The 13047-nt window shown below is 56.1% G+C and carries 8 protein-coding genes and 2 pseudogenes; 3 read left to right on the top strand and 7 right to left on the bottom strand.

Annotation, left to right across the window (positions count from 1 at the left end):
• Nucleotides 1-1040 (top strand): site-specific integrase (locus tag AAFM15_RS07155; RefSeq protein WP_341686017.1); only part of this gene is annotated, 1040 nt, incomplete at its 5' end.
• 10 nt (nucleotides 1041-1050) lie between these two features.
• Here AAFM15_RS07155 and AAFM15_RS07150 read toward each other — a convergent pair.
• The 3 genes from AAFM15_RS07150 to AAFM15_RS07140 form a co-directional block, all read right to left on the bottom strand.
• Nucleotides 1051-2481: a hypothetical protein gene (locus AAFM15_RS07150; protein ID WP_341686016.1), complete on the bottom strand. Its 1431-nt coding sequence runs from the start codon at nucleotides 2479-2481 to the stop codon at nucleotides 1051-1053.
• Complete coding sequence (mobC, locus tag AAFM15_RS07145) at nucleotides 2478-2870, bottom strand: plasmid mobilization relaxosome protein MobC (RefSeq protein ID WP_341686015.1); 393 nt, start codon at nucleotides 2868-2870, stop codon at nucleotides 2478-2480. The genes AAFM15_RS07150 and mobC overlap by 4 nt, the downstream gene beginning before the upstream one ends.
• Nucleotides 2871-3957: 1087 nt before the next feature.
• Nucleotides 3958-4722: a glycosyltransferase family 25 protein gene (locus tag AAFM15_RS07140; protein ID WP_341686014.1), complete on the bottom strand. Its 765-nt coding sequence runs from the start codon at nucleotides 4720-4722 to the stop codon at nucleotides 3958-3960.
• Between the two features lie 128 nt (nucleotides 4723-4850).
• On the opposite strand from AAFM15_RS07140, the pseudogene AAFM15_RS07135 reads away from it, so the two are divergent.
• Together AAFM15_RS07135 and AAFM15_RS07130 are read left to right on the top strand one after the other, a co-directional pair.
• Nucleotides 4851-5084, top strand: a pseudogene (locus AAFM15_RS07135) (IS3 family transposase); the annotation flags it as partial.
• A 78-nt stretch (nucleotides 5085-5162) separates the two neighbouring features.
• Nucleotides 5163-5595: pseudogene (locus AAFM15_RS07130) on the top strand (IS3 family transposase); the annotation flags it as partial.
• 53 nt (nucleotides 5596-5648) lie between these two features.
• Here the strand turns inward: AAFM15_RS07130 and AAFM15_RS07125 are convergent.
• The 4 genes from AAFM15_RS07125 to AAFM15_RS07110 form a co-directional block, all read right to left on the bottom strand.
• The gene (locus AAFM15_RS07125) at nucleotides 5649-6170 is read right to left on the bottom strand and encodes a hypothetical protein (protein WP_341686019.1); all 522 of its coding nucleotides are present in this window, start codon (nucleotides 6168-6170) and stop codon (nucleotides 5649-5651) included.
• A gap of 541 nt (nucleotides 6171-6711) precedes the next feature.
• Nucleotides 6712-7956 (bottom strand): MFS transporter, encoded by a 1245-nt coding sequence (locus AAFM15_RS07120; RefSeq protein ID WP_341686013.1) that lies wholly within the window; start codon nucleotides 7954-7956, stop codon nucleotides 6712-6714.
• Nucleotides 7956-11258, bottom strand: a complete 3303-nt coding sequence (locus tag AAFM15_RS07115; RefSeq protein ID WP_341686012.1) for a translocation/assembly module TamB domain-containing protein — start codon at nucleotides 11256-11258, stop codon at nucleotides 7956-7958. The genes AAFM15_RS07120 and AAFM15_RS07115 overlap by 1 nt, the downstream gene beginning before the upstream one ends.
• Nucleotides 11258-13030 carry a BamA/TamA family outer membrane protein gene (locus tag AAFM15_RS07110; protein ID WP_341686011.1) on the bottom strand — a complete coding sequence of 591 codons (1773 nt, stop codon included), beginning with the start codon at nucleotides 13028-13030 and terminating at the stop codon, nucleotides 11258-11260. The genes AAFM15_RS07115 and AAFM15_RS07110 overlap by 1 nt, the downstream gene beginning before the upstream one ends.
• Nucleotides 13031-13047 lie beyond the last annotated feature (17 nt).

Below are 13047 nucleotides of genomic sequence, written 5' to 3'. Positions count from 1 at the left end.
CCGTTGCGTGGGCCACTTCGATTGAAAACACCATCAATGAGGGTAAGCCGGTTCAGCAGCGCAAGCAGTTGCAGAAGACCCTCTCGGACATTTTTGACGAGTACCTTGACAACGGTCTAGTCACAGACAAAAAGGAGAGGCTCCTCCGGCGTCTTGCGGTTGAAATTGGTGCGCTGAAACTTGAAGATCTCAATACCAAGCGTCTTGCGCTTTATCTTCAGTTGAAGTCCGAGCAAGCAATTCCTGTGCAAGCGAGGAAAAAAGTGGACCACCCCCTGTATGAGGGCGGAAAAAAAATTGTCGGCGGTGAGGTGGTTGCCAAGACCTACAAACCAGCTTCAATCCGTCATTACTATTACGCGTTGAGAACTGCTTTGCTGTGGCACGCTAAGGTCAACGATTACCACTTCAACGATAAACCTTTCAGAGACAACCCACCACCCCCCGCATGGAAAGAGCCAAGAGAAAGGCGCTTGGAGGACGGTGAGCTTGAGCGATTGCTAAAGGCGTGTGACAAGATGTATGTCAACCAGCAACACCTCAAAGACATCATTGAGTTCCAAATCTATTCCTGCATGCGTGCAGGTGAGACCTTGATGATGCGCTGGCAAGACCTGATTTTTGACGAAAAAAAACCGACCAGCTCTTACATATACGTGCCGAAAGAGCATCAAAAGATCCGTAACAAACGAGGTGCAGAAGATCGCGAGGTTTCAATGCGACGCGAATTGTTCGCGCTAGTTAAAGACAGGTTACTGCCTCGAAAAGCTGAGCCAGAAGACAGGGTGTTCCCGTTCTGGTCTGACTCAAATGTGTTGGGCCACAGATTCAAGGTCATCTGTAAGAACGCCAAGTCGGTCGATTTGAAAATTCACGACCTGCGCCACGAGGGTATTTCCTGGCTATTTGAGAACACTAACCTCACTGACATCCAAATCTCAAAGATGACGGGGCATCTTGAATTGGACACCCTAAAGCGGTACGCCAAATTACGCCCCAGCAGCATTGGCGAGAGATTGTGGGCACAGACCACCGCATAAAACGAACCTGTCATCGCGGTTTTATTTTCTTCGTTGGTGATGGTGCGCCATACTGAGATTGCTTGATGCCCTGAAGGACGTTCAACTGGTCCGAGATGGCTTTTGCTTCAAGTGACCCGACTTCACAGTCATTGAGCTGAATGCTCAGCGTCCTAATTTGCTCAGCGATTTCTGCAAGTGGGTTGAAAGCGGTGATTGCTCGTCCCCCCCTCCATTGCCCCCCTCGTCCTGCTCCGTTTTGACATGGGTCCTGACGAAGTGAGACAACTTGTTGTGATTGATCTGAAGCATCTCCAAGTCCTTGGCCATCTTTCGGATGATTCCAGCCATGTGAATTACTCCACTGTCCTCCACGCGTTTGAAGCAGGTTTCGCTCCAAGCCACTTGTGACATGAGTGTGTTGATTTGCGCGGTGAGGATGTTGAGTCGTTCCGTTTGAAGGAATACCAACTCGCTCAGCAGCCTTTTTTGGTCCGGCTGTGGACCTCCTGTTGTTTGCTTGTTTTCCATACACGTGCTCCTTTCTTGTTGTTGTCTTGGGTGTATCTGTGATGTGCACTGCTCTTATGGCCAGCAGTTGCTCCAGCCTTTTCTTTGCTTCTGAAAATTCCTCCTCACCGAAACTGGCGCGCAGGTGTTTGGCTTTGATTTCAGCGTAGTTGCTGTCATGTTCGTATATCGCGCCCTTGAGCTTGATTGCTTTGGGTGTGCCTGGAAACTTGACAGAGACAGTTTTGTCGCTGGCTCTGGTGACTGTGAGACCGAGCGTGTCTTCCATGAACACCATCAGTTCTCGCCTGTCGTTGACAGTGCCGGACTTGACTGCCTTCAAAACCTCCGCGTGCAGAAGCTCGGATTTTTGCTTCTGGGTGTAGTGCTTGGCTTTCCTCCAGAAACTGTCCATTCCCAGTCTTGTGGGCTTTTCATGAACCTGCTTCCAGTCGTTTTCGTGGTTCACGATGGATGTGAAAAGAGACATCACTTCAATGGTCTGGTCACCAGGGGGATGTGGATTCCAGCGCCTGCCAGCCAAGCTTTTGCCTTTGCTGTTTTGACCACCTAGCAAGGTCATCGGCAACACGAAGTGGACATGAAATCCCTCAAGCACAGTAGCCTTGTCTGGTTGCTCCCTGTGCAAAACAAACAGGGCATTGAATTGGTCTGCCTCAAGACCCGGTGCCACAACCTTCTTGAACTGGTCCAGTATGCGAAGAAGCTCAGTCCTTGTGGGCTGTTCTGTGCTCCTGAAAGCAAGGCACCCACTGGCATATTTATATTTGCGCTGTATTCCGTTGATGAGTTCAATCGTCAGTGCTGGTGAACCCTCCAGCAGTTCCGGTTTGTGGGCACGCTCTTGCCCATCATGACTATGGGTGCTCAAAAGGTATTTCACAGGGGCTTCGCCGTTGCCTGTGCCGGTGTTGAAGAACCTCACAATCACTTCGCACCTCCCGTTTTCGCCTGCGCGAGAAGCTCGTGTGCGACTTCCTGAATTTGCGCCAGAACCAATCGCACTTCATCATCAAGCGGTGAGCCTTGGTTCAAGTGGCGCGCGATTTGATTGACATTCACCCCAATCTTGTTGAGCTGGTAGGTGCAGTCCACCAGTGCTGTGTACGTCTTGCGTTCGGTAGAGGAGGGGGTGGGCCTGAGCCCCTGTGCTCGCAGGTATTGCGCGAGATTGTCAAAGCGATGTGTTTTACGATGCTTTTCAAGCGTCAGAAGCTCTTCGGGACTGACTCTCAGCACCACACGCTCACTGCGCAAAAACGGATGCGTGTCCCAGTTGCCTGCTTGCCCTGATTTCTGTTTGCGCCTTGGAATAATCATGCCCACTCCTTTCTTCTTATGCTTCGCACATTGCCAATGTGCTGTTCGGGTCTGGGTGTCCCAGCAAGTAGCCATCTAGCGATTTCAGCGCACTGATGGGGTTACCTTGCTGTGGGTACCTCTACTCATGAAAGCCGAAAAAAATCGGAAGTCAAGTTTGAGGGGTAGTTCTGTGAAAACGCAATTTCCGCGCGGCGTCCTTTTTTGTTTCACTATCGTTCCACACTGCTTTCGCAGTCTTTGCTTCGCATGATTTCTACATTTGCTTCGCGTGGGAACTATCTCTGCTTCGCTAGGGAGATGAACCCCTGAAAAGATGTGTGGGTACAGAAAACGGCTAGGACTTGCCCCACACGAAAGAGGTAAAGTTTTACCCTTACCAACCTGATTTGGTTGGTTCGGGCTTTCCTGAAATCGTGTGGGTCCCACATCTATTCGGGTCTAGTCACTACAAGGACTAAACAAGTTCGGTTCAAGTGCTTGTCCACTCCCAGGCGCGGTCCGAACAATAAGCCTCTCGCTTTCGTTGTGCCTGGAGCCCATTCTTACGAATTGGGTGGTTTTTGACCTGTCGCGTTGCTGGTTGGCTGCTCATGTGAGCATTCAGTTTAAGTTTGTCTGTGCCATTCTTTCTGCACCAGCAATCTGTTCAACAGGGAACACCGTAGACAGTGCGAATCGTGAAAAGAACGGTATGAGGGGTCAAGTCCAGAGAAGGTCGCCATACCGTGTCAGCTGACGCATAACACCGTCATTTATAATTAATCGGAATTAATAATAAATGTCAAGTACTTATTAAAAATTAAATTTTCAGTGCTTTTCGCTTTGGTTCTGAGCCGTTAGTTCTGGCTGGAAGCAATGACTGCAATGTCCTAGCTAGAACGACAGATTCAAGGTATTGCAGTGGATCTTGTTCCCGTTGTACCACCCTGATCGAATTTTCTTCATTGGAAAAGATTCTCCCGATGACTTGAAAGACTTTCTGGCCATGCCTTGCAAGCCCATCCCTGCTGGCCAACATGCTCCGTACGAATTCGTGAACTGGTGTCAATAATTTACGCAAAGAGCGCATTGACAGTTGTTTCGCTCAGAACAGTTTCAATGTCAGCAACCTGAGTGAGCGGTAGAGCAAGCGGGAAACCTCGAGGACCGAGCGGAACGGCAAGACCGTGAGGTATTTGGCTTGGCCTTTGATTTTGATCAGGTACAAATCCTGCTGGATTTGCGTTTCAAAATCGTTCTCCTGACTGATGGGCATGGGGGACATGCCCAAAGTCTTGAATCCCAAAAACCACTCCAGATCAAAAGCGATGTCCCAGGCCAGCCGCATCGGCATCAAATGCTTAATCATCTGGGCCGCCGCCAAGCGATCCACCAGATAGCCCCCGGCCCCTTTTTCCCGGGTCAAACAAATGGCCAAGTTGAATTTTTCACTCAAACGCCTCACTGGCCACCACTTGCCATGGCTCACCGTGCTGAGTCGGAGCATGTTCCATTTTGAGCGATAGCGCAGTGCAGCCGTGACCAGGGGCTCCAAATCGTCGCTCAAAGTGACATCGTCCTCAAGGATCAACGCATAATCTGCGTCCGAAGCGATGAACTTTTTCAGGCACTCGATGTGACTCAGATAACAACCCAACTCTCTGGGCGCCCACCCTCTGCCGTGGAGGTATTTGTATGACCAAGCAGAAAAGTCGGGATGCGGTTGCTTAAGTTCAGCCCCCACGACGCCCGCTTGCCGGATGAATGGGATGTTCAAGCGGTCCAGCTCCGCTTTCATGTGCGCCATGCGTTCTTGCGCACCGTCCATGTTGATCACATACGTGGCTATTTTGAAATCGTTATTTTTCACAGGTTTGATCCATAAAGGCGTTGTTGCACAACTTTTCATTCATGTGCCGAGCCTACCACTGGCCACTAGGGGTTTTATGCAGCAAAGCCGGGCCAGAGTATTCTTGTGGTTTGAGGCCCGAGTTTGCGCAGCGTGGAGTCAAGCAAAGTATGAGCCGCAAGGGGAACTGCTTTGACAACGCGGTAATTGAAAGCTTCTTTGGCACCCTAAAAGCCGAGTATATTCATCTTGCACCACCACATAGCGTTGATGAACTTGAAGCAGGCGTGCATGATTACGTCCGCTACTACAACCATGAGCGCATCAAGCTCAGATTGAAAGGACTCAGCCCGGTGGAGTACCGGCTGAGAAGGACCGCTTAGTTGGCGGAAGCGCAACCGTCCAACTCTTGGGGGTTAGTTCAGTTTTGAGGAGGCTCCACACTTTGAGAAGATGGAGCCATGAGCAAGAAATCAAACCGTTTTTCACCCGAGGTGCGCCAACGCGCTGTCCGCATGGTGCTCGATCACCATGGCGAGTACCCATCCCTGTGGGCCACCATTGAGTCCATTGTCCCCAAGATCGGCTGTGTGCCGCAAACCCTCAACGACTGGGTTCGACAGCAAGAAGTTGACGAAGGCATGCGCGATGGCATCAGCTCTGACGAGCGAGCCCGCAACAAAGAACTGGAACGCGAAGTCAAGGAGCTGCGCAAAGCCAACGAAATCCCGAATTGCGTTGCGTCCGAGCTAAACGCGATGAAACGTTGATGCCTCAATCCAAGCTGTTTGGCAGGCCAACATGCAGGTCTATGGGGCCGACAAGGTCTGGCACCAGATGAATCGTGAAGGAACCAAGGTGGCGCGTTGTACGGTAGAGCGACTCATGAAGCGCAATGCCTCTCATTGTTGCAGGCTTGGTCGGGATTTTCAGGCTCTAGCGCAGGGTCAAATTTTCACTCTCGACGTGGGTTTGTGCTTGCTGTCAGTTCCACTGCTATCGGGTTTTTTATTCAAATCGTCGCGTAGCTCTTGGGCCAGCTGTAAGGCTTGAAGTTCTTTCGTCAGGGCCGTCAATGACGAGATTTCAGCTTGTATGTTGTTCAGGACGAAGGCCCTGAGCAAGGCTTGGCTCATATTGATTGGTTGGGAGGAGGGAACTTTCAAGTTCGTACGCCATTTGTCCTCAGCCTTTGTTTTGCTGGAGGTGGGTTTCTCGTGCTTGGTGGGCTTTGCTGGCTCTGGATTGTTTTCAGTCGGCCTCGTCAGCATTTCTGCAACGGCATGAATACTGTAGAGAATTTTCCCGCCAACTACGAGGTAGGGGATTTTTAGTTTGTTCTCTTTGCGCAAGAGGCTTTGGTGTTTGGCGCTTATCCCCAGGATGGGCTCAAGTTGCTTGGGCGTCAAGACTTCTCGGCCACCAGAGCGTGTCCGTAGGTAGGCAACCAAGTTGCTCGTTTGCTCCATGGGCGCTGTCTCCACCAATTTGAGTTGGTCTCCTCGACAGGAATCGAACCTGTATCTGAAACTTCGTACCACTATGGCTTTCGCCACCGACTTATCGTTTGTGGTCTGGACTATGCCTTTGCCTTGGGCTGGCGCGCCTTTAGGCAGGGGCCGTCTAGTCTCTACACCTTCCAAGATTGCTCTTGGCTTGGCTCGGCGTTGCCACGGTCACTAGGACCAGAGGGTTCACCGAATTTGACCCCATTCAGTCATTGCTTTCGCCTATGACTGCCCATTGAAAGGAGGTTTCCGTTCTATCCATTGAACTACAAGGAGCTATGGGAGTAAATCTTAACAGGTCATCTTTTTGAGGACCTCCAGCCCCTCTATGAGACAGCGCCTGCGCAGCTTGAGTCCCAGCTTGCTCATGCATAGCCTGACGAGTCATGGGACAAATTTGAGACACGGAAGATGGAAAAATATACAGAAAAACAGGGAAAATAAAGGATAAAAAGTCAAGTAAATCAATAACTTAAAAAAATATACAAAGTCCTATGACCGCTTAGGAGGCGCTCGTTCTATCCATTGAACTACGGCGGCGTGCCTCGGATTGTAAGGTGCGCACCAGTCGCACCCCCCAGAACAGACAGCCCAGACTGAGTGAGCCGGTGGCCAGCATCCAGCTGGTGGCTTGCTGCTGACCGCCGCTCAGGTCCAGCACAGCACCAAACACCACCGGTGCGACAAAGCCCGCTCCAAAGCCCGCCATGGAGTACAGGGCCATGGCGGTGCCGCGTTGCTGGCTGTCGCTGTGGGCCACCAGGCCAGCGGTCAGGCTGGCCGAGTCGGCCATGATCACCACGTTGTACAGGCAGGTCAGCCCCAAAGTGATGAACCAGGGCCACATGACACTGGCGCCAGCCAGCCAGGCCAGCAGGCCCGAGGCCAGCATGACCACTGCAATCCAGCGTTGACGGCCCCAGCGCATCGCGACTTCGTTGCCCAGAATGCTGGCGGGCAAACCCAGCAGGTTGAGCAAGGCGGCAGCTTCCGTCGGGTTGAGCCAGGCCTGGCTGGCACTGGCCGCAAACGCGAAACTGAAAAAGGCCACTTGCCACGAACGCATGCCAAACAGCTCCCAGCAATGCACGGCATAGCCAATGATGTATTGCCGCATGACCGGCTGCGACCAGACCCGCCCCCAGCCCCACCCCTGGTGGGCGATGGGTTTGGCCACCGGGCAGGGCTGCAGTCCTTTGAGCACCAGCACGCATGCGAGCACCGGAAAGACGCCAAGCAGTACAAAAGCGGTTTGCCAGTTGAATGCATTTGCAAGCCAGCCGGCCAGCAAAAGCGAACCACTGGCCCCAATGCCAAAGGTGGCGGTGTAAAACGAGATATAGCGTGGTTGTTGCGGTCCGTGTACCCGATCGGTCAGGGCTTTGAGGCCAGGCATATAAGTACCCGCCAGGCCCGCACCAGCGATGGCCTGAAATGCCATGCCGCTGTAAAGGCCTGTGGCCAAGAACCCAAAGCTCACCGAGGCTGCAGCCGCCAGCAAGGACGAAACCGCAAACACCAGGCGAGCATCCATGCGGTCAGTCCAGCCGGACAGAAACGGCACGCTCAGCATGTAGCCCAGGAAAAAGGCGCCGCTGACCAAGCCTGCCTCGCGGCCGTTCATGGTCCACTCCAGCTGCAGTGTCGGCAACAGGGCGGGGTAGCTTCCAAAGCCGGCCATGGCGAGGGCCTCGGCGGTGCACAGCAGCATCACCAGGCGCAGTGGAGTTTTGCTGGAGGCGTTCATTACTTGCGGATGGTGTAGATCAGGTCCAGCGTGTTTTGGTCGCCGGCCTGAGCGCGCAAGGTCCAGCGACGCGAGAGGTCGTAAAAAATGAACAGGCTGCCAAAGGTGCCATTGAGGCTGCTTTCATAAGCCATGTAAAAGTCCTTGGACAGTCGCTTGCCCAGCGTCAGCGCGGCGCCTGTAGCGCTGGTGTCGGCGCGGCTGCCTTGCGCCAGGGAGACCTCGTCCAGCCCCAGGGCTTGAGCCACTTCGCTGCCCAGTGTGTTCTTGCCACCCAGCAAGCTCAAAGCCGCTTGCTGCAGCACCACCGATTCGGCACCACCATTGGCTGCTGAGCGCCCGAGCATCAACCAGGCCAGTTTGTCCGCATCGGGCATGTCCGGGTCAGCATAAAGACGAATGGCTGGGCTCAATGCGGTGCCGGTGACGCGTACACCTACGCGTTCGGAAATGTTGGCACGCAGGGCCACGATGAGCAGCTGGGGGTTGTCGTAGGCGCCGCTGAAACTCAGCGCGCCTTGCTCAATGGCCAGGTTTTGCCCGTAGGCCTTGTACAGTCCGCCTACGGTTTGCAGCTGGCCTTGCAGGCGAGGTTGGCCCTGGGTGAGAGCGTTGCTGTGCACTTTCAGCTGTCCGGTCAAACGTGTGGTCAGGCCTTGGCCCATGACATAAAAGTCTTCGCCCAAATCCAGAGCGACCTGAACGTCAGGAACCAAAAGCCAGTTGCCGCTTGAACCCGGCGTTGCAGCGGGGAGGATGTCTCGCCCGCGCACGCGCACGTCCTTGCCCAAGGTGGGTGTGGTGTCCTCGGGCAAGACGAACAAGGCCTGGTCTGCGCGAACCTGACCGCGCAGTTGCAGCTGGCGTTGAGCGATATGGGTATCCACTTCGCCGGAGATGACCAAGCGACGGTCAGCCCGGTTGGTGATGCGAAGCTGCTGGGCCACCAGCTTGAGTTGTACGCGTGCATCTGCTGCGTCCCAGGGTTTGCTGTCGTCTCCTGCAGGCCAGACGATGCGGCCTTGTCCACGCAAGAGGCCGCCTTGCTCGCCGGCACCAGCCATCGAGAAGTCCTGCAAGATGATTTCCTGGCCTTGCAACTGTGCCGTGAAACGGCCGTCATGGAATTCCACGCCATCCACCGCTGAGCGAATCGACATGTTGTCGCCCTTGGCTTGGCCATGCCATTGTGGACGCGCCAGGCTACCGCTGATGGTGATGCGACTGCTCAAGTGACCCCGAACGCGCCAGCCCGGTGGTGCGAGTCGGGACCAAGCGCCCATCTCGGGCAATTCGGTTTGAATCTCGCCTTGCCATGGTGCCTGAGCAGACCAGCGCCATTGCCCGCCCTGCACACTGGCAGAGCTTTGAAGGTGGGCATGCAAAGACCCCGCCACGGGCGAGTCCCAGTGCAGCTGCGCGCGAATGAGTTGCTCTTGTACCGACAACTCGGCTTGCGTATGGATGAGGGTGTCACTTAAAGCGTCAATGCCCAGCACCGCTTGTGCCCAGGCCAAGGGCCAGTTCTGCGCTTTGAGTTGCAGCTGGTGCGTGCCTGCACCCCATTGACCTTCGGCCAGCAGCAGTTGCGCGGTTTCCTTGTTCGGGCCTTGGGTGTGCAGTGTGTTGGCCGTCCAGCGGGTTTGCCATTGCCCGCGCATCTGCTGATGCTCAGCCAGCAAAGGCGCGGCGAGTTGTGCAGACCAAGTCTGCCCTGAGGGGCTGACGATGCGCAGCTGCTCCAGGGTCAGCCGCGTTTGTGCTTTTTGCGGGGATACATCGGCTTGCGCGGACAGAGCCAACTGGCCTGCCCAGCGGTTTTGCAGCCACTGCGCCTGCAGGTTGGCTTGTGGATGGTTCCAGCCTTGTGTCCATTGCAGCTGTGCGTGCGCATGGCTCAGGGCCTGCCAGGGCAGGGCTGGAAGCTGCGGCCACTGAGCCAGCCAGCGGGCATTTTGCAAAGCTTGCGTGATGGTCAGCGACAGCTTGCCTTGGCCCTGTTCGGCTTGCAAGTCGCCTTGCCATTGGCCTTTCATGCCCGGCCATTGCCATTGCAAATCGCCCTGCAAGCGTCGCGGATCCATGTGCACCTGCAATTGGCCTTGTGCCACCAGACCTGCCCAACGCACATCGAGCGAATGCAGTTGCAAGCGTTTGTCGCTCCATTGCCCTTGGCTGCGGACATGAGCAGCTACACCAGCACGCTCCTGACCTTTCAGGTCTGCCAGAAAGCGAACGATGTGGTTGGTGGTGTCGAAGCGGGTCTCGCCAGTCCATACGGTGTCGGGGATGGCGCTGTACACATCCGCGCTGCGGATCTGGTTGAGCTTGAGCTGACCTTGCCAGCCCTGCGCAGTTTGTGTGGCTTGCGCCTGGACGCTGCCTTGGCCAACACGGCTGTTGAGGTCCAGTTGCCAGGTGCTTTCCTGGCTTTGGTCTTTATCAAGGGCGCGCATGTCCAGCGTGCCGTCCAGCACAGTGTGTGGTGCCTGTGGCCACAGCAATGCGGCATCGAGCGAGCGCCATTGGGCTTGTGCGCTTTGTTGGCTCAAGCCCTGCCAGGGGTACAGCTGCGCGTCGAGTGTCAGCTGTGGTGTGGAGTTGCCTTGGGCTTGTGCTTGCAGTTGGGCGTGTACGTTAATGCGTGCTTGAGCGCTTGCAAGCTGTCCTTGTGCGCTGGCCTCCAGTTTCAAGGGCGTATTTCCGGGCCCCGTGAGCGAGGCCTGGAGCTGTGTCTGAAGGGCCAAAGGCGCTGTGTCCTGCAATCGCAGCTGACCGCTGTATCGGCCTTGTGCCCACTGAAGCTGTTGCAGCTGGAGCTGGTGGATTTGTTTGTCGTAGCTGTAGTGGGCTTTGATGTCTTGCGCTTGCCACTTCACTGCGCCGGTGGATGCGACGCGGGTCAGGCTCAGTTGTGCCTTGATGCGCACAGGCAGCTGCAAGTGGAGGGGGGCATTGAGGGGCTGAGAGGGGCGCTCATCCTGCAGGGTCAGGGTGTGCAAGGACAGCTCGGGCAAATCCAGCTGCGCTGACCACAAGGCTTGGGTGTTGATGCGCCATTGCAGGTGCTGGCCTTCGATGTCGAGCTGCTCCTGTTGCCAGTGCCACTTTTCCACCTTTCCCTGGATGAGACTGCCGGTCGCGTTCTGGTAGCTCAGCTGCTGACCTTGTGGCAACCAAGCCGCGCCCACTCGGAGGGCTTGCGCCAAAGAGCCGTCACTGCTCGCCCATGCCACCAAAGCGGCTACCAGCACCAGCACGCACAACGCGGACCACAGCAGCAGGCGAAGCAGGGTACGCATCAAAACACGAACCCCACGTTCAGGTGCAGGCGCCAGGCACGGGTGGCCTCGCCATAAGCCAGGTCAATCTGCAAAGGGCCGACAGGACTGCGCCAACGCGCACCCATGCCCAGGCCTACCTGGGGCTGCAGGTCCCGTGGGTCGTTGGCCACTGCGCCGGCATCCAAAAACACAGTACCTTCCCAATCGGTCATGCGCTTGTTCATACGAATGGGGACCTGCCACTCTGCGCTGCCCACCGCCATGTAGCGTCCGGGGCTGATGGTGCCATTGGCATTGGCCACGCCGATGCTGCCTGGCGCATAGCCGCGCACACTGTTTTGTCCGCCCGCGATGAACAACTGGGTGTTGGGAATGGCGCTGGCGTCTTGCGTGCCAATGCCGCCCGCCTGACCGCGCAGAGCTATGCGCCCCCATGTGCTGGACAAGGGCACCATGAACAGCGTTTTGCCCAGCCAGCGTGCATAAGGGACCTGGGTGGAGCCCAGCGTCATGCCAGCGCCAAGCTCCACGCCAAAGCCCCACCCGCGTGATGGAAAGGGCAGGCTGTCAAAGCCGCGCCAGGTCCAGGCAAAGTTCGCGCTGGCTGACTCCTTGAGGTCGTCGCCCACCAGCGTGGAGCTGGCGCTGTCGTACTGGGCATAGATGTTGCGGTCAATGGTGTCGCCCAGTTTGGCCTGGCCTGCACGCCAGCGTTGGCTGTGGGTTTCGTAAGTGCTGAGCACTTCGTGGGTGGCTTTCGCAGAGAGGTTCCAGCGCCAGAGATTGGCATTGGGCGGGGCCAGCAATTCGGCACCCAGGCTTTGCAGTTTTTGGTCCAGCTCCAGCTTGGTGCTGGCTCGCCAGTTCAGGCCGGGCACGCGGTGGTGCACATGTTCGGCGCTGAGGTGCATGCCACTGTCGCTTTTGACGCCAACGCCGATGACGAATTTCTGACGTGCGGCTTCGCGCAATTGCACCTTGACTGGCCAGGCCTCAGGGCTGCCTGTTTCAGCCAGGGCGATCAGCACCGAGTCGTAGTAGCCACTGCTGATCAGGCGTTGCTGGGCTTCGAGCAAGTCGCTTTGCTTGTAGGCCTGGCCCGCGCGCAGGCGAGCCAGGCGTTGCACCATTTGGGCGTCGTAATGCTCGGTGCCTTCGATGTCCAATGCGCCCAGAAAAATTTGTGGTCCGGAGTCCAGTACCAGCACCAAGGTGGCGCTGTGGCGCTCGGGGTCAATGTCTGCTCGGGTTTCTTGCCATCGGGCTTGCGCGAAGTCCTGGGTACTGACCGTACGCAGCAACTGGTTTTTGGCTTGGTTCCAGGCTTCCTGCGTGAAGGGCAGCCCAGCAGGCAGCCACCAGCTTTTGCGCAGCTTGTCGCGTACGGACTCAAAGGCTGCACCTGCCAGATCGCCCACAAACGAAAGCTGTACCTGGCTGATGCGGGTTTGCTCGCCGGGCACCACCGTCAGGCGCACGGGGTGCCGGGCTTGGGCGTTGGCGTTTTCGCGTTGCCATTGCAGCTGGGGGGAGAAGTACCCCAAGGTGCCCAGCAGTTCGCGTGCCTGCATGTCGGCAGACTGGACCAGCTTGTCGACTTCGGTGGTGTCCAGATCATCGAGTGCGTTGTAGCGCAAGAGTTCCAGATGCCGTGAAAGGTAGTCCTGAACTTCTGTGGGGGCGTCGATGTTCAGGGACAAGGCCGCAGCGGTGGCGGGCGTGTTGGCTTGCGTCTGAGCCCATGCGGGAACAGCTGACAGCGCAGCTGCACAAAAAACGATGTGTGCCAAGCACCGCACAACAACAC

Source organism: Limnohabitans sp., assembly GCF_038134685.1.
Taxonomy (GTDB): Bacteria; Pseudomonadota; Gammaproteobacteria; order Burkholderiales; family Burkholderiaceae_C; genus Limnohabitans_A.
The sequence above is the reverse complement of the archived record's forward strand: the minus strand, read 5'-3'. Positions and strand labels throughout refer to the sequence as shown.